At 68.7% G+C, this 15788-nt stretch carries 17 protein-coding genes; 7 read left to right on the forward strand and 10 right to left on the reverse strand.

Going from position 1 to position 15788, the window contains the following annotated elements:
• Positions 1-15: 15 nt before the first annotated feature.
• Together ACZ4WS_RS39030 and pyk are read left to right on the forward strand one after the other, a co-directional pair.
• Entirely contained in the window at positions 16-1251 is a 1236-nt protein-coding gene (locus ACZ4WS_RS39030) for an acetate kinase (protein WP_467987970.1), read from the forward strand.
• Between the two features lie 95 nt (positions 1252-1346).
• Positions 1347-2777, forward strand: a complete 1431-nt coding sequence (pyk, locus tag ACZ4WS_RS39035) for a pyruvate kinase (RefSeq protein ID WP_467987826.1) — start codon at positions 1347-1349, stop codon at positions 2775-2777.
• A 91-nt stretch (positions 2778-2868) separates the two neighbouring features.
• Here pyk and ACZ4WS_RS39040 read toward each other — a convergent pair whose 3' ends face one another.
• The 4 genes from ACZ4WS_RS39040 to ACZ4WS_RS39055 form a co-directional block, all read right to left on the reverse strand.
• Positions 2869-4155, reverse strand: coding sequence for a hypothetical protein (locus ACZ4WS_RS39040; RefSeq protein WP_467987828.1), 1287 nt, complete (start codon positions 4153-4155; stop codon positions 2869-2871).
• Positions 4145-4726, reverse strand: coding sequence for a DUF6114 domain-containing protein (locus tag ACZ4WS_RS39045; RefSeq protein ID WP_467987830.1), 582 nt, complete (start codon positions 4724-4726; stop codon positions 4145-4147). Before ACZ4WS_RS39045 ends, ACZ4WS_RS39040 begins: the two co-directional genes overlap by 11 nt.
• Before the next feature lie 120 nt (positions 4727-4846).
• Positions 4847-5479: a DUF6230 family protein gene (locus ACZ4WS_RS39050; protein WP_467987832.1), complete on the reverse strand. Its 633-nt coding sequence runs from the start codon at positions 5477-5479 to the stop codon at positions 4847-4849.
• Positions 5480-6100: 621 nt separating this feature from the next.
• Positions 6101-7078 carry a tetratricopeptide repeat protein gene (locus ACZ4WS_RS39055; protein ID WP_467987834.1) on the reverse strand — a complete coding sequence of 326 codons (978 nt, stop codon included), beginning with the start codon at positions 7076-7078 and terminating at the stop codon, positions 6101-6103.
• A gap of 270 nt (positions 7079-7348) precedes the next feature.
• On the opposite strand from ACZ4WS_RS39055, the gene ACZ4WS_RS39060 reads away from it, so the two are divergent.
• Complete coding sequence (locus ACZ4WS_RS39060; RefSeq protein WP_467987836.1) at positions 7349-7975, forward strand: TetR/AcrR family transcriptional regulator; 627 nt, start codon at positions 7349-7351, stop codon at positions 7973-7975.
• Between the two features lie 136 nt (positions 7976-8111).
• On the opposite strand, the gene ACZ4WS_RS39065 is transcribed toward ACZ4WS_RS39060, so the two are convergent.
• The 5 genes from ACZ4WS_RS39065 to ACZ4WS_RS39085 form a co-directional block, all read right to left on the reverse strand.
• The gene (locus ACZ4WS_RS39065; RefSeq protein WP_467987837.1) at positions 8112-9812 is read right to left on the reverse strand and encodes an acyl-CoA mutase large subunit family protein; all 1701 of its coding nucleotides are present in this window, start codon (positions 9810-9812) and stop codon (positions 8112-8114) included.
• A gap of 75 nt (positions 9813-9887) precedes the next feature.
• Entirely contained in the window at positions 9888-10226 is a 339-nt protein-coding gene (locus ACZ4WS_RS39070) for a DUF3817 domain-containing protein (protein ID WP_467987839.1), read from the reverse strand.
• Between the two features lie 98 nt (positions 10227-10324).
• Positions 10325-10834, reverse strand: a complete 510-nt coding sequence (locus ACZ4WS_RS39075; RefSeq protein ID WP_467987841.1) for a MarR family winged helix-turn-helix transcriptional regulator — start codon at positions 10832-10834, stop codon at positions 10325-10327.
• 60 nt (positions 10835-10894) lie between these two features.
• Positions 10895-11188 carry an MTH1187 family thiamine-binding protein gene (locus ACZ4WS_RS39080; RefSeq protein ID WP_355853228.1) on the reverse strand — a complete coding sequence of 98 codons (294 nt, stop codon included), beginning with the start codon at positions 11186-11188 and terminating at the stop codon, positions 10895-10897.
• On the reverse strand, positions 11185-11532 hold the full coding sequence (locus ACZ4WS_RS39085; protein WP_467987843.1) for a DUF3817 domain-containing protein: 348 nt from the start codon (positions 11530-11532) through the stop codon (positions 11185-11187). Before ACZ4WS_RS39085 ends, ACZ4WS_RS39080 begins: the two co-directional genes overlap by 4 nt.
• Before the next feature lie 209 nt (positions 11533-11741).
• On the opposite strand from ACZ4WS_RS39085, the gene ACZ4WS_RS39090 reads away from it, so the two are divergent.
• From ACZ4WS_RS39090 to ACZ4WS_RS39105, 4 genes are all read left to right on the forward strand, one after another.
• Complete coding sequence (locus ACZ4WS_RS39090; RefSeq protein ID WP_467987972.1) at positions 11742-12374, forward strand: AIM24 family protein; 633 nt, start codon at positions 11742-11744, stop codon at positions 12372-12374.
• Position 12375: 1 nt separating this feature from the next.
• Positions 12376-13026, forward strand: a complete 651-nt coding sequence (locus ACZ4WS_RS39095; protein ID WP_467987845.1) for an AIM24 family protein — start codon at positions 12376-12378, stop codon at positions 13024-13026.
• Positions 13023-13823, forward strand: a complete 801-nt coding sequence (locus tag ACZ4WS_RS39100; RefSeq protein WP_467987846.1) for an AIM24 family protein — start codon at positions 13023-13025, stop codon at positions 13821-13823. Before ACZ4WS_RS39095 ends, ACZ4WS_RS39100 begins: the two co-directional genes overlap by 4 nt.
• 92 nt (positions 13824-13915) lie before the next feature.
• The gene (locus ACZ4WS_RS39105) at positions 13916-14392 is read left to right on the forward strand and encodes a MarR family winged helix-turn-helix transcriptional regulator (protein ID WP_467987847.1); all 477 of its coding nucleotides are present in this window, start codon (positions 13916-13918) and stop codon (positions 14390-14392) included.
• A gap of 92 nt (positions 14393-14484) precedes the next feature.
• Here ACZ4WS_RS39105 and ACZ4WS_RS39110 read toward each other — a convergent pair whose 3' ends face one another.
• Positions 14485-15735, reverse strand: coding sequence for an MFS transporter (locus ACZ4WS_RS39110; protein ID WP_467987848.1), 1251 nt, complete (start codon positions 15733-15735; stop codon positions 14485-14487).
• Positions 15736-15788 lie beyond the last annotated feature (53 nt).

Below are 15788 nucleotides of genomic sequence, written 5' to 3' on the forward strand. Positions count from 1 at the left end.
TCGCCGACCACCGCCCTGTCCGACGAGCCGCGCTCGGCCCCCCTTGCTTCTCGCGTCCTCGTCCTCAACTCCGGCTCCTCGTCGGTGAAGTACCAGCTGCTCGACATGCGCGACAGCTCCCGGCTCGCGGCCGGTCTGGTCGAGCGCATCGGCGAGGAGACCTCCCGGCTGAAGCACACCCCGCTGACCGGTGGGGAGTCCCGCGAGCAGATCGCCCCCATCGCCGACCACGAGGCCGCCCTCAAGGCCGTCGCCGAGGAGCTGGCCAAGGACGGGCTCGGCCTGGACTCCCCCGAGCTGGCCGCGATCGGCCACCGGGTGGTGCACGGCGGCAAGTTCTTCACGGACCCGACCGTCATCGACGACGCCGTGCTCGCCGAGATCGAGCGCCTCATCCCGGTCGCCCCGCTGCACAACCCGGCCAACCTGACGGGCATCCGTACGGCTCAGGCACTGCGCCCGGACCTCCCCCAGGTCGCCGTCTTCGACACCGCGTTCCACACGACGATGCCGGAGTCCGCGGCGCGCTACGCGATCGACGTGAAGACCGCCGACGAGCACCGCATCCGCCGGTACGGCTTCCACGGCACCTCGCACGCGTATGTGTCCCGGGCGACCGCGAAGCTTCTGGGCAAGGCCCCGGAGGACGTGAACGTCATCGTGCTGCACCTGGGCAACGGGGCGTCGGCGTCGGCCGTGCGCGGCGGCCGGTGCGTGGACACCTCCATGGGGCTGACGCCCTTGGAGGGGCTGGTGATGGGTACGCGGTCCGGTGACATGGACCCCGCGGTCATCTTCCATTTGATGCGTGTTGGCGGGATGTCCACCGACGAGATCGACACTCTTCTCAACAAGAAGAGCGGCCTGATCGGCCTGTGCGGCGACAACGACATGCGCGAGATCCGCCGTCGTGTCGACGAGGGCGACGAGCAGGCCCGGCTCGCCTTCGACATCTACATCCACCGCCTGAAGAAGTACATCGGCGCCTACTACGCGGTCCTCGGCCGGGTGGACGCCATCGCCTTCACCGCCGGAGTGGGCGAGAACGCCGCCCCGGTGCGCGAGGCCGCGATCGCGGGGCTCGAGGAACTGGGCCTGGCGGTCGACGGCGACCTGAACGCCGTACGAGCGGACGAGCCCCGGCTCATCTCGCCGCAGTACGCGCGCGTCGCGGTCGCCGTGGTGCCGACGGACGAGGAACTGGAGATCGCCACACAGACGTATGCGCTGGTCGGAGAGAGCAGCCCCTGAGCTCGGAGCATGCAACGCCTGAGCACCAGCCCGCCCATTTGTATCTTCCACCAGACGGAATATTCCGTAGCGAAACAAACCGATAGGATCGCCCCATGCGCCGTTCGAAAATCGTCTGTACTCTCGGCCCCGCGGTCGACTCCCACGAGCAGCTCGTCGCGCTGATCGAGGCCGGCATGAACGTTGCCCGCTTCAATTTCAGCCACGGCACGCACGCCGAGCACCAGGGGCGGTACGACCGCGTCCGGGCCGCCTCGGCCGAGACCGGCAAGGCGGTCGGTGTCCTCGCCGACCTCCAGGGGCCGAAGATCCGTCTGGAGACCTTCGCCGAGGGTCCCGTCGAGCTGGTGCGCGGTGACGAGTTCACCATCACCACCGAGGATGTCCCGGGCGACAAGTCGATCTGCGGCACGACCTACAAGGGTCTGCCCGGCGACGTCTCCAAGGGCGACCAGATCCTGATCAACGACGGCAACGTCGAGCTGCGGGTCGTCGAGATCGAGGGCCCCCGGGTCAAGACGGTCGTCATCGAGGGCGGCGTGATCTCCGACCACAAGGGCATCAACCTGCCCGGCGCGGCCGTGAACGTGCCGGCGCTGTCGGACAAGGACGTCGACGACCTGCGCTTCGCCCTGAAGATGGGCTGCGACATGGTCGCCCTCTCCTTCGTGCGCGACGCCAACGACGTGAACGACGTCCACAAGGTGATGGACGAGGAGGGCCGCCGCGTCCCCGTCATCGCCAAGGTGGAGAAGCCGCAGGCGGTCGAGAACATGGAGGGCGTCGTCGCGGCGTTCGACGCCGTCATGGTGGCCCGTGGCGACCTGGCCGTGGAGTACCCGCTGGAGAAGGTCCCGATGGTGCAGAAGCGCCTCGTGGAGATGTGCCGCCGCAACGCCAAGCCGGTGATCGTCGCGACCCAGATGATGGAGTCGATGATCACCAACTCCCGCCCGACGCGCGCCGAGGCCTCCGACGTCGCCAACGCGATCCTGGACGGCGCGGACGCGGTCATGCTGTCGGCCGAGTCGAGCGTGGGCGCGTACCCGATCGAGACCGTGAAGACGATGTCGAAGATCGTGATCGCGGCCGAGGAGGAGCTCCTCTCCAAGGGCCTGCAGCCGCTGGTGCCCGGCAAGAAGCCGCGCACGCAGGGCGGTTCGGTGGCCCGCGCGGCCTGCGAGATCGCGGACTTCCTCGGCGGCAAGGGCCTGGTGGCCTTCACCAAGTCCGGTGACACCGCCCGCCGGCTGTCCCGCTATCGCGCCACCCAGCCGATCCTGGCCTTCACCACGGACGAGGGCACCCGCAACCAGCTGACGCTCAGCTGGGGCGTCGAGTCCCACGTCGTGCCGTTCGTGAACAGCACCGACGAGATGGTCGACCTGGTCGACTCCGAGCTGCAGAAGCTGAAGGTGTTCAACAACGGCGACGTCGTCGTGATGACCGCCGGCTCGCCCCCCGGCGTCCCCGGCACCACCAACATGGTCCGGGTGCACCACCTGGGCGAGAGCGGCCACGCCTGATCCAAGGCCCCTGTACGCCGCTGAGGGCGCCCCCTGTGACAGGGGGCGCCCTCAGCGTTTTCGCGGCTCCCGAACGGGCTCTGGGGGGCGCTCAGTCGGTCTGGTACGAGTGCAGCCCGGGGACGGTCAGCGTCCCGCCGAACTGGCCGGCCTGCACGACCTTCACGTTGGTGAAGTAGATCAGCGGGATGTTCAGCGGCGGAGGGTTGTCCGGGCTGAACGTGATCGGGATCAGGCCGAGCAGATTGCCCGAGATGCTCTCGGTGTACATGACCGTCTTGCCGTCACGGATGGTGGACGTCGAGCCGCTGGCCGCCTGCACGTGGTACGTCTTGCCGGACTGCTTGTCCTTGACCGTCTGGTGCAGATCGCCGATGTCCGTGCCGTCGGAGATCACGTACTTCAGGACCTTCTTGACGGTGCCGTTGGCGGTCCTCACCTTCACGATGCCCTGGTAGTCGGCGCCCTTGAGGAGCAGCGAGCTGGCGTTCAGGTACCAAGGGTCGTCGGGCAGGGTCACAGGGTTGTCGACGCCGCCCTCGTCGTCGGTGGCGACGGGGCAGTCCGACGGGTCCACGCTGGAGCTCGCGGAGGAGCTCGGGGACGCGGTGGCCGCGTCGGCCGCCTTCTTGACCGTCTCCGTGGCGTCCGAGGCCGCCTTGGACGCCGTGTCGGTGGTGTCCTTCACGGTGTCCTTGACCGTGTCGGTGACCTTGTCGGTCGTGTCCTTGACGGTGTCGGACGCGGTCGTGCCGGAGGCGCTCTGGCTCGCGCTCGCCGAGGCGGAGGGCGTCGGCGTGGCGCCGGCGCTCGCCGAGGAGGTGTCGTCGCCCGTGAAGATGCCTGTGATGGCGTTGCCGATGTCGTCCAGCACGTTGCCACTGCTCGCGGACGCCGAGGGGGTCGCCGTGGCCGTGTCGCTCTGGGACGACTTGCTCGCGGAGGCGGACGCGGACGGCGTGGGCTCGGCCTTGTCGTCGGAACCTGAATCCGACGAAGAGGTCTCGCCGGAGGACGCCGTGGCCGAAGGGGTCGCCTCGGCCTTGTCGGCGGACGCGCCGGCGCTCGCCGATGCGGAGGACGACGGCGTGGCCGACGCGTCCTTGCCGTCCGTGGAGCCGTCCACGGCCTCGACGCACGCCTGGTACTCGTCGGCGGTCAGGCTCTTCGACGTCGAGTGGTCGTCGGCCTGTGCGAGCGTCGGCGTCAGGCCCATCCCCATGAGGACCGCCGTCGGCATCGCCGCCAGGGCGATCGCCTTGCCGGCCGGCATGTGGAACCTGGTGAACAGCGGCTTCCTGGGCGCCGCGTGGCGCGGCCCGGTTCTCTCACGGGACTCGTCCACATCAGTCCCGTGGGTCGCCTCGTCAGCCGGCACTGTGCCTCCCGTTCGCCCCGTTCGCCGGGCTCGTTCCTGACAGGTCGTTCGGCTCGCCGAACCCGTCCGCGGCCTCGAAGGTCGCGCCGTCCGGGGCGGCGGGGGTGTGCGGGGTGTTCGGGGTCTCGCCCTTGCCCCTCGGCGCGGACTGCTGCTCGGCGGGCTCGCCCGGCACCCAGGAGACCGCCATCGCGCCGCCGATCATGGCGAGCAGGAAGCCGATGAGGAAGCCACCGAGGTTGGCCACCGGGATGGAGACCAGCCCAAGGAGAATCGCCGCGACACCCGCGAAGGTCCGTACGTGCTTCTGGAACCAGAGGCTGATGCCCAGCACGACGAGCAGCACGCCGATGATCAGGGAGCCCGCGCCGGCGGTGGTGGCCATCGCCAGCGTCAGATGGCCGACCTGGAGGTGCGCGTACGGAAAGTAGGCGATGGGGAAACCGCCGAGCAGGATGAACAGGCCGGCCCAGAACGGACGGTTGCCCCTCCAGGCGCGGAAGTTCCGCCGGAACACGGTGAGGTAGTGCTCGTCGTTCTGGCCGGGCGCGGCAGGAGTCTCGGCGCTCATGGAAAACAGCTCCCTGGAACGGCTTTGCTGTGAGAAGTACGCGTAGGAGAAGGACGCGTACGGCGGGAAGGAGCGGGGCGGGCGAGGCAGCCTAGGCTCCCCCGCCCGCCCCTGGAGTGCCTAGTAGCACTCCTTGACGCCCTTGGACACTGACATCTTCAGGCCGCTGAGCTTGAACGTACCGGCGGTGGTCGCCCACGCCGTCTGCTTCACGTCGGTCAGCGTGGCCGAGTCGGCCTGCTGCGCGAACCCGTAGGGGTTGGCCGTGTCGCCCTTCGAGATACCCGGACCCTTGCTGGCGTCCTTCGCGGCAACACCGATGTCAATGCCACGGAAGGTGGCATTGGCCTCGAGGTCCTCGACGTCGATGTACAGGTTGTCGGCCTCGACCGGCGTGCCGTTGCCGCCCGCCTTGAGGATGAGGCTGACCGAACCCAGAATCGGGATGTTCGGGGTGACCACCGACTGGCACATGTTGGTGATCGACGCGGACTTGAAGCCCGAGACAGCGACGGGGTGAGCCGTCTTGCTGCCGTCGAGGTTGTAACCCGAGTCAATGGCCCCGTACTGGGAGAAGCCCGTACCGTCGAGCCGGTCCGCCGTCACCTTGAACGACTGACCGGAAACGCTGAACGACGCGGCCAGAGCGCCCTGCGCGAGGGCGACACCTATCGCTGCCGTGGCGGCCACGCTGGGCACCATCACGACCGCAAACCGCTTCCATCTGGTCCCGCCACGCACCTGGGACTCCATATTTCCTCCTTCTCGGACGTACATCTCCTGGCCCTGACTGCCCCATGTCGGCGGCTCAGCCGGGCAGGGATGGGAGAAGTGCTACGTCCTCGGTAAGGAGAGCGCCCGTCCTCGGAGGCGCGAACCGCGCACCGATCACCGGCGATCACCCCCGAGCGACAACCACTGGTCGCGCCTGACACACATCACGCACAACCTGCTGGACAGGCTCTGCCGAACGGCAAAGACCCCCCTGTCCAAGAGCCGGCGCCACTGCCGCCGGCTCTACTCGGTGGGGACCCACAAAACCCGTTGACCCGATTGGTTGTCGGGGTACGGGGAATGGACCGAGCGTCGCCGATCGTGGTGCATTCTCGCCGCCCGCACAAGGGGGTTCGTTACTCGCTAGTAACGGCCGTATAACCGAACAACGACCCGTCGGTATCGGTCGGCAACGCAGGGTGGTGCCGGGGCGGGTGACAAAACGATTGATCCTTGGACGGAATCCGACAGATCAACGCCCTCGACTTACTCCAAGTAACAGCGGCCGCGTTTACCAAGATTTGGTAAAGCGCGGCCACGTGTCCCTCTGTCAGCAAATCTTTCACTTGGGCATCACAAGCCCCAGCGTTTAGGAACTGGTCAGAACAGGGCCCTGGCCAGCGCGCGACGCGCCGCGATCACCCGCGGATCGTCGCCGCCGACCACCTCGAAGAGCTCGAGCAGCCGCAGCCGTACGGCATCCCGGTCGTCACCCACCGTGCGCTGCACCGTGTCGATGAGTCGTCCGAACGCGTCTTCGACATGTCCGCCCACGAGATCCAGGTCGGCGGCGGCGATCTGCGCCCGCACATCACCGGGCTTCTCGGCGGCTTCCCTGCGCACCTGCTGCGGATCGGCACCCTGCACACGCTGGAGCAACTCGGCCTGAGCGAGGCCCAGTTTGGCCTCCGTGTTGCCCGGGTCGTCGCTCAGCACGTTCTTGTACGCCTGGACGGCACCGCCGAAGTCGCCCGCGTCCAAGGCCTGTACGGCGGCCTCGAGGAGCGCGTCGTAGGGGCCGGCCGGAATCTCGGGCGCCTCCGGGGCGCTGCCGGGCTCGGCGTCCGGGTCGACCGTCAGGCCGGTGAGACCGAAGCGCTGCTCGGCGACCTCGACGAGCTGGTCGAGGGTTCCGCGGATCTGGGCCTCGCCGGCCGCCCCCTGGAAGAGCGGCAGCGCCTGCCCGGCGACAACGGCGAACACCGCCGGAATCCCCTGGACCCCGAACTGCTGCATCAGCATCTGATTGGCGTCGACGTCGATCTTGGCGAGAACGAAGCGTCCGTTGTACTCGACGGCCAGCCGCTCCAGGACCGGGCTCAGCTGCTTGCACGGCTCGCACCACTCGGCCCAGAAGTCGATGACGACGGGAACCTCGGTGGACCGCTGCAGAACGTCGCGCTCGAACCCCGCCTCGTCTACGTCGATGACGAGGCTGGCGGGGGATACGGCCCCGCCTCCGCCGCCCTGCCTGGCCGCTTCGGCGCGCGCCTGCTCCGCCTTCGCCTTGGCCTCCTGGGCCGCCTTCACCGCGGCGAGGTCGACGACTCCGCTCATGGACATGTTCCGTGGCTGCATGAGTACATCCTCCCCCTTCCGCGCGCACGTGTGAAAAGCGTTGTGAAAGCCAGGCTTGATACGGCGTGTTCGGTACTGCTCGGCGCCGGGTCCCCACCCGGCGCCAGTGGTTGTCGCTCGCACACGGACCACGGCGTACGAGCTTTCGCTACGGGTCGTAGCGTAACTGCATGGGGACGCCGGTGTACGCCCTTCCCCGGTGATCTCCCTCACGGCTTCACAGAACCGCCGGATACGCCCCCCACAGAACCGCCGGATATGGTCACTGACATGCAGAGTCGCACTTCCGCCCCCCGTACGGGGCGCCCGCGCAGCGCCGCCGCGGACGCCGCGATCCTGGAGGCGACGCGCGCGGCCCTGGTCGAACTGGGCTGGTCGAAGCTCACGTTGGGAGACGTGGCGACGCGCGCCGGGGTCGCGAAAACGACCCTCTACCGCCGCTGGGCGGGCAAGAACGAACTCGTCGTCGACGCGGTGGCCGTCCTCTTCGACGAGCTGGAGCTCCCCGACCGGGGCAGTCTCGCCGCGGACATCGAGGGCGTGGTGCTGCAGTTCGCGGCCATCCTGGACCGCCCGGAGGCCAAGACCGCCCTCATGGCGGTCGTCGCCGAGTCCACCCGCGACGAGCCGCTGCGCGAACGCATCCGTACGTCGATCGTCGACCGCCAGAAGCGGTTGGTCCTGGAGGGCCGCGCCCGCGCGACCGCCCGCGGCGAACTCCCTCCGGAGTCCGACCCTGCGGCCGCCGCCCGCACCGCGGACCTCATCTTCGACGTGGTCGCGGGCGCGGTGGTCCATCGCACCCTCGTCAGCGCGGAGCCCGCGGACGAGGAGTGGGTCCGCAGCTTCACGCGGGTGCTGCTGCTGGGGCTCATGGGGGCGACGGCCGAGGGGTAGGCAGTCTTCGCCCCCGCCGCCCCAGCCCATCCCTTCCCCGGGGGAAAGATTCAGCCCCTCCGGCGTTTGAGGAGCGGGCTCTGGGGCCGGAGCCCCATGAAGGGACGGGCAGGGGCGGAGGGGGCGAACAAACCCCTCAGAAACCCGCCGGCTCGGTGTACACCCCCCACTCGTCCCGCAGGACATCGCAGATCTCGCCCAGCGTGGCCTCGGCCCGCACCGCCTCCACCATGGGAACGATCATGTTGGACCCGTCCCGCGCGGCAGCGAGCATCGCGTCCAGGGCGGCTCGTACAGCCGCGTCGTCCCGAGCCGCCTTACGACCGCCCAGCACCCGCACCTGCTCCCGCTCCACCTCATGACTGACCCGAAGAATCTCCAGATCCCCGGTCACGGACCCGTGGTGCACATTGACCCCCACGACCCGCTTGTCACCCTTCTCCAGGGCCCGCTGGTACTGGAACGCGGACTCGGCGATCTCCCCGGTGAACCAGCCGTCCTCGATCCCCCGGAGAATGCCGGAGGTGATCGGACCAATGGGGTGCTGACCGTCGGGATGCGCCCGCAACCCCCGCTCCCTGATCTGCTCGAAGATCTTCTCCGCGTCGGCCTCGATCCGGTCGGTGAGCTGCTCGACGTACCAGGAACCGCCCAGCGGATCCGCGACGTTGGCGACGCCGGTCTCCTCCATCAGCACCTGCTGCGTACGCAGGGCGATCTCCGCGGCCTGCTCGGAGGGAAGGGCGAGGGTCTCGTCCAGCGCGTTGGTGTGCAGGGAGTTGGTGCCGCCGAGAACCGCCGCGAGCGCCTCCACGGCCGTACGGACGACGTTGTTGTACGGCTGCTGGGCGGTCAGCGAGACACCGGCCGTCTGCGTGTGGAAGCGGAGCCACTGCGCCTTCTCGGACGTCGCCCCGTACACATCCCGCATCCAACGGGCCCAGATCCGCCGCGCCGCCCGGAACTTGGCGATCTCCTCGAAGAAGTCGACGTGCGCGTCGAAGAAGAAGGAGAGGCCGGGCGCGAAGACGTCCACGTCCAGGCCGCGCGAGAGGCCCAGCTCCACGTACCCGAACCCGTCGGCCAGCGTGTACGCCAGCTCCTGCGCGGCCGTGGAGCCTGCCTCGCGGATGTGGTACCCCGAGACGGAGAGCGGCTTGTACGCGGGGATCTTCGAGGCGCAGTGCTCCATCAGGTCACCGATGAGACGGAGGTGCGGCTCGGGCTGGAAGAGCCACTCCTTCTGCGCGATGTACTCCTTGAAGATGTCGGTCTGGAGCGTGCCGTTCAGCACCGCCGGGTCGACACCCTGCCGCTCCGCCGCGACCAGGTACATGCAGAAGACAGGGACGGCCGGTCCGCTGATCGTCATCGACGTCGTGACGTCGCCGAGCGGGATGTCCTTGAAGAGCACCTCCATGTCGGCCGCCGAGTCGATCGCGACCCCGCAGTGCCCGACCTCGCCGAGCGAGCGCGGATCGTCGGAGTCGCGCCCCATGAGCGTGGGCATGTCGAAGGCCACGGACAGTCCCCCGCCGCCGTTGGCGAGGATCATCTTGTAGCGCTCGTTGGTCTGCTCGGCGTTCCCGAACCCGGCGAACTGCCGGATGGTCCACGTACGCCCTCGGTAGCCGGTCGGATAGAGCCCGCGGGTGAAGGGGTACTCGCCCGGCCAGCCGATCCGCTCGAAGCCCTCGTACATATCTCCGGGCCGGGGCCCGTACACCGGCTCCACGGGGTCGCCGGAGAGCGTGGTGAAGTCTGCCTCGCGCTTGCGCGAAGCGTCGTAGCGGGCCTGCCAGCGTCGGCGGCCCTCGTCGATGGCGTCAGCGTCCATACCTTCGAATTTACTAGGACGTCCTAGTAAATGTCGATGGCTGACCGCCACAGACCACGCCTGTGGCGGTATCGGTTACGCCTTGGCGACCGCGGGAGAGCCGTCCGCGACCTTGGACTCCAGCTCGCGGGAGATCTTGCGCTCCACGAAGAAGGCGGCCGTGGGGATGGTCCCGGCCAGCAGCACCCACAGCTGCTTGCCGACCGGCCACTTCGCCTTGGAACCCAGGTCGAAGGCGAACACCAGGTAGACGACGTAGAGCCAGCCGTGCGCGATGGCGACGACGCGCGTGAAGTCCACGGCACCGTTGATGTCGAGCAGGTACTTGGCGATCACACCGAGGGTCAGCAGGACCAGCAGCACACCGGTGACGTAGGCCATCACGCGGTACCTGGTCAGCACGCTCTTCTTCATGGGTACGAGCGTAACGACCCCTTTTGCGCGATCTTCGCGCACCCCCGGCCCTACCCGCACCCCGCGTGCTCCCCGCCCGCGCCCCCGCCTGCCGCCGCCTACTCCTCGTCGAAGTCGTGCGCAGCGATCCGCAACGGCCGCAGCATCGCGAAGATCTCCGCGCACTCCTCGGTGTCGTACACCCCGAGCCCGAAGTCCATCGCCATCAGGTCGCGGGTGGCCGCGTCGCAGACCTCGCGGCCCTTCTCGGTGATGGAGGCGAGCGTGCCGCGCCCGTCGTTGGGGTTGGGCCGCTTGTCGACGAGCCCGGACTTCACCAGCCGGTCCACGGTGTTCGTCACGGACGTCGGGTGCACCATGAGCCGCTCGCCGATCTTGGACATCGGCAGCTCGCCCGCCTTGGAGAAGGTCAGCAGCACCAGCGCCTCGTACCGCGCGAAGGTCAGTCCGTACGGCTTGACGACCGCGTCCACCTCGGCGAGCAGAATCTGGTGTGCGCGCATGATCGAGGTGATCGCGGCCATGGACGGCACCGACCCCCACCGCTGCTTCCAGTGTTCGTCGGCGCGGGCGATGGGATCGAAGGCAAGACTGAGCGGCTTCGGCACGCGAAAGACCTTACCGGCCGGTCACATCGTGGTCAGCCCCGTCTCGCTTTTCGGTATCCGCTACGCGGACAGGTGCCGCTCCACCGTCTCCACCTTGGAGGTCAGACCGTCCGTCACACCGGGACGGATGTCCGCCTTCAGGACGACCGAGACGCGCGGTGCGCGTTCCTCGACGACGGCGACGGCGCGCTTGACGACGGCCATCACCTCGTCCCACTCGCCCTCGATCGAGGTGAACATCGCGTCCGTGCGGTTCGGCAGGCCGGACTCGCGGACGACTCGGACGGCGTCGGCGACGTACTCCCCCACGTCGTCGCCGACGCCCAGCGGCGTCACGGAGAAGGCGACGATCATGACGCCTTCACGACTCCCTCGCGGCGGGCGCGGGACGCGATGACCGCGTCCTCGGCCTCGCGCTTGAGCTTGCGCTCGGCGAAGAAGCCGCCGGTGGGCAGGACGGAGAGGACGAAGTAGAGGAGGCCGGTGCCGGTGCTCCACTTGCTGCGGTTCCAGGCGTCCGCCCAGAAGATCACGTACAGGATGAAGAGGACACCGTGGATCGCGCCCATGACGGGCACCGCGTTGAAGTCCGTGGTCCGCTTCAGGACCGAGCAGACGAGCAGCAGGAGGAAGGAAACGGCCTCGGGGGCCGAGACCAGGCGGAGGCGGCGCAGGGCGCTGGCGGTCTTTATATCCACGGACGGGTCACCTTCGGTGGGAGATTCGCTTTCGGCGGGAAAGCCGCTTTGTGAACGCACGCACAAGCGTCGGACCATTGTGGCATCAAGAACCCCGGTACCCCGGCCCGGGGGCACGGACGGCGTGCCCTAGGGGTGTGATCAGGGTCGGGATCCACCCTGGGGCCCTGTCGGCGGCCCGACCCGGCGGCTACCTTCACAGCGTGGCGATGTTCCGACTTCAAGGCAGCAAGGTGCTGGCCGTCGACATGACCGGGGACGCCGTGAAGGCGAAGAACGGCTCGATGGTCGCGTACGACGGTCAGATGGCCTTCAAGAAGCTGAGCGGCGGCGGCGAGGGGGTACGGGGGATGGTGACCCGGCGCCTCACCGGCGAGCAGATGACGGTGATGGAGGTGAAGGGGCACGGGACCTGCTGGTTCGCGGACCGGGCCGCCGAGATCAACCTCGTGAATCTCCAGGGGGACAAGCTGTACGTGGAGTCGAGCAATCTGCTCGCGACCGATGCCGGGCTGCGCACGGGCACATCCTTCACGGGGCTGAGAGGCGCCTCGCAGGGCAACGGGCTGTTCACGACCACCGTCGAGGGGCACGGGCAGGCGGCGATCACGTCCGACGGCCCGGCGGTGGTGCTGCGCGTGAGCTCCCAGTACCCGCTGACCGTGGACCCGGGCGCGTACATCGCGCACCAGGGAAATGTGCGGCAGTCCTTCCAGTCCGGTGTGACGTTCCGCACGTTCCTCGGCGAGGGCGGCGGCGAGGCCTTCCAGATCCGCTTCGAGGGCGACGGTCTGGTCTATGTGCAGCCCAGCGAGCGCAACACGATCGCGGGGGACGTGTGACATGCCCTTCCGTGAAGTGAACTCGAAGATGGTCGAGGCCACGGTGCTGCCCGGGCAGCGGATGTTCACCCAGCGCGGCGCGATGCTCGCCTACAAGGGAGAGGTCTCCTTCACTCCCAACGTCCAGGGCGGCCAGGGCGGCGTGATGTCGATGATCGGCCGCCGCCTGGCGAACGAGGCCACCCCTCTGATGACCGTCGAGGGCTCCGGCACCGTGCTGTTCGGGCACGGCGGCCACCACATCCAGGTGATCGATCTCACCGGCGACACCTTGTACGTCGAGGCGGACCGCCTGCTCGCCTTCGACGGCACGCTGCAGCAGGGCACGATGTTCCTGGGCTCGCAGGGCGGCGTCATGGGCATGGTGCGCGGTCAGGTGTCCGGTCAGGGCCTCTTCACGACCACCCTGAAGGGACACGGCTCGGTCGCCGTCATGGCGCACGGGGGCGTCTTCGAGATCCCGATCACCCCGCAGCGCCCGGTCCATGTCGACCCGCAGGCGTACGTGGCGCACCACGGCGACGTACGCAACAAGCTGTCCACGGCGCTGGGCTGGCGCGACATGGTGGGCCGCGGCTCGGGCGAGGCGTTCCAGCTGGAGCTGAGCGGCAGTGGTGCGGTGTACGTCCAGGCCTCGGAGGAGAAGCTGTGAGCGCGTACGGGACTCCGGGCGGCCCGGTCATCCACGACCCGATGTCGCTGCCGGTCGACGACAACGTCAACAAGTACACCTTCTGCGTGGAGCTCAAGGGGAGCCAGTGGTTCCTGCAGAAGGGCAAGATGATCGCCTACTACGGGTCGATGGAATTCAACGGCGTCGGGCACGGCCGACTCGACCGACTTGTCCGTACGTCATTTCATTCGCCTCTGCACGCGAGCGACTGGGTCGTGGCGGACGGCTCGGGCAAGATGCTGCTCGCCGACCGGGCCTTCGACGTCAATTCGTATGACTTGGACGATGGCAACCTGACCATTCGCTCGGGCAACCTGCTCGCTTTTCAGCCAAGTCTTGCCCTCAAGCAGTCGATCGTGCCGGGCTTTCTGACACTGATCGGAACCGGCAAGTTCGTAGCCGCCTCTAACGGTCCGGTGGTGTTCATGGAACCCCCGATCCGGGTGGACCCACAGGCCCTCGTCGGATGGGCGGACTGCCCGTCCCCGTGCCACCACTACGACCACGGGTACATGACAGGTGTCATGGGCGGTCTACGTGCGATGACAGGCCTCGGCGGGGCCTCCGGAGAGGAGCATCAGTTCGAGTTCGTAGGAGCCGGCACGGTGCTGCTCCAGTCCACCGAAACCCTCATGCCCGAGCAGGCCACGGGGGCGGTCCCGCAGCAGGCCGGAGTACCCGGCGCGGGTGGGGTGCCCGGTCAGCACGGACAGCAAGCCGGCGCACCGCGTCTTCCCGGACAGCTGGGGGACCTCCAGCGTCGCTTCGGGCTGTGAGCGGTAGTCTGCGGAGTGTGACATCGAACGCGTGCGCACAGTCACACCACCCTCACTAGTTCGCCTTTCAACATTTTAGGTAGACTTCATTTATGGAGACCGAGACGGCCACGCGCTGGCTGACCGATGCGGAGCAGTGCGCCTGGCGCACCCACCTGGAGGTCAACAGGCTGTTGACGTACCAGCTCGAGAGGGACCTGCAGCCGTTCAGCCTGACCATGAACGACTACGAGATCCTGGTCAATCTCTCCGAGTCGGAGGGAGTACGGATGCGGATGAGTGACCTCGCGTCCGCCACCCTCCAGTCCAAGAGCCGCCTCTCGCACCAGATCACCCGCATGGAGAACGCGGACCTGGTCCGCCGTGAGAACTGCGAGTCCGACCGCCGGGGGCTGTACGCCGTCCTCACCGAGCGCGGCATGGAGACGATGAAGAAGGTGGCGCCGCATCATGTGGCGTCCGTGCGGAGGCACTTCATCGATCTGCTGTCACCGGAGGCGTTGGAAGACCTCCACAAATCGCTGCGGCCGATCGCTGAGCATCTGCGGGGGCAGCGAGGCAAGCCGTAACAGTTCGGAAGCTGCGGGCCGTGGGCAACCGCGGCCGTTCGCGGCTGGTCGCGCACTTTCCCGCGCCCCGGAAAGGGGCGCGGGAAAGTGACTCAGACTCGGGTGAGCCCCGGCGCATCCGAGGGTGATTTCTGCGGCACGGGTGCCGTGTGTGCGGCCCTTACGGAGATCAGGGCCGCACACACGGCTACCGCCCCCGAGACCGCGAAGCACAGCCCCAGGGACAACTGGCCCACCAGCAGACCCACCCCCGCGGCGCCGCCCGAACTCCCGGCGTTCACCGCGGTGTTGACCCAGGCGCCCGCCTGGGTGCGACAGCCGGGCGGAGCCGCCTCGTCGGCGATCAGGTAGGACGTGGTGAGGGCCGGGGCGACGAAGAAGCCCGCGCAGGCCACGGCGAAGGTCAGCGTGCCGAGGCCGGGAGCAAGTCCCGCGCCGAGCAGGGCGAGGCCCAGCCCGCCGGCCTGCAACGGCAGGCGCACCCGCGCGGACGTACGCCAGTTGACGGCACCGTTCAGCAGTCCGCCCAGCGCGCTGCCCACCGACAGCGCGGCGAGCACCCAGGCCACCACGTCGTCCCCGTGATGGCGCTGCTGGGCGAAGGCCATGACGAGGAGGTCGATGGCGCCCAAGGACAGGCCGACGCCCGCCGCGACGACGACGGGCTGCACGAGCGCGCGCCCGCCCCGCAACCGGTCTCCGGAGTGTGTCGCCGACTTCGCCGCGGCCGGTCGTACGCCCGCCACGACCGGCGACAGCACGAACGCGAGGGTTCCGGCCCACACCAGCAGCGCGCTGAGCGCGACCCCGGCGGCCGGCGGCGCGCACTGCACGACCGCGCCCACCAGCAACGAGCCGGAGACCAAGAGGATCTCCTCCGCGACGCCGTCCAGGCTGTACGCCCGCTGCAACAGCAGCTTGTCCTTGACGATGTCGCCCCAGACGGCGCGCATCGTGGGGCCGAGAGGGGGAGTGCAGGCGCCCGCGGCGACGGCCAGCGCACCGAGTGCCGCCGCCGGTGCGCCCGGCCGCCAGGCTGCCGCCGCGAAGCTCGCGAGCAGGCCCGCGTAGAGCGAGGCCATGGGGATCAGGGCACGGCGGGGGCCGTACCGGTCGATCAGGGCCGCCCTCGCGGGCGACAGGAACACGCTCATCGCGCCGAAGAGCGCCATGACCGTGCCGGCCACGGCGTACGACCCGGTCGCCCGGGTCACCGTGAGCATCATGGCCAGGGAGACGATGCCGTACGACAGTCGGCCGACGAGGGCGGCGGTGAAGGTGCGGCGGGTGTGGGGAATGCGGAAGAGCGCGGCGTAGGAGGGCCGCGAAACGGTCGCAGACATGCGAAATGTTCCTCAACTGCGAGGCGGAAAAGGGGGCGCCGGAGTGCCGCGAC

This window comes from Streptomyces sp. NPDC029292, from assembly GCF_055569295.1.

What these genes read in the sequence shown, in the direction of transcription:
- pyk (WP_467987826.1), top strand. Translation starts at nt 1,347, where the DNA reads ATGCGCCGTTCGAAAATCGTCTGTACTCTCGGCCCCGCGGTCGACTCC.
- ACZ4WS_RS39045 (WP_467987830.1), bottom strand. Translation starts at nt 4,726, where the DNA reads ATGAGCGCCGAGACTCCTGCCGCGCCCGGCCAGAACGACGAGCACTAC.
- ACZ4WS_RS39050 (WP_467987832.1), bottom strand. Translation starts at nt 5,479, where the DNA reads ATGGAGTCCCAGGTGCGTGGCGGGACCAGATGGAAGCGGTTTGCGGTC.
- ACZ4WS_RS39055 (WP_467987834.1), bottom strand. Translation starts at nt 7,078, where the DNA reads ATGCAGCCACGGAACATGTCCATGAGCGGAGTCGTCGACCTCGCCGCG.
- ACZ4WS_RS39060 (WP_467987836.1), top strand. Translation starts at nt 7,349, where the DNA reads ATGCAGAGTCGCACTTCCGCCCCCCGTACGGGGCGCCCGCGCAGCGCC.
- ACZ4WS_RS39065 (WP_467987837.1), bottom strand. Translation starts at nt 9,812, where the DNA reads ATGGACGCTGACGCCATCGACGAGGGCCGCCGACGCTGGCAGGCCCGC.
- ACZ4WS_RS39070 (WP_467987839.1), bottom strand. Translation starts at nt 10,226, where the DNA reads ATGAAGAAGAGCGTGCTGACCAGGTACCGCGTGATGGCCTACGTCACC.
- ACZ4WS_RS39080 (WP_355853228.1), bottom strand. Translation starts at nt 11,188, where the DNA reads ATGATCGTCGCCTTCTCCGTGACGCCGCTGGGCGTCGGCGACGACGTG.
- ACZ4WS_RS39090 (WP_467987972.1), top strand. Translation starts at nt 11,742, where the DNA reads ATGTTCCGACTTCAAGGCAGCAAGGTGCTGGCCGTCGACATGACCGGG.
- ACZ4WS_RS39095 (WP_467987845.1), top strand. Translation starts at nt 12,376, where the DNA reads ATGCCCTTCCGTGAAGTGAACTCGAAGATGGTCGAGGCCACGGTGCTG.
- ACZ4WS_RS39105 (WP_467987847.1), top strand. Translation starts at nt 13,916, where the DNA reads ATGGAGACCGAGACGGCCACGCGCTGGCTGACCGATGCGGAGCAGTGC.
- ACZ4WS_RS39110 (WP_467987848.1), bottom strand. Translation starts at nt 15,735, where the DNA reads ATGTCTGCGACCGTTTCGCGGCCCTCCTACGCCGCGCTCTTCCGCATT.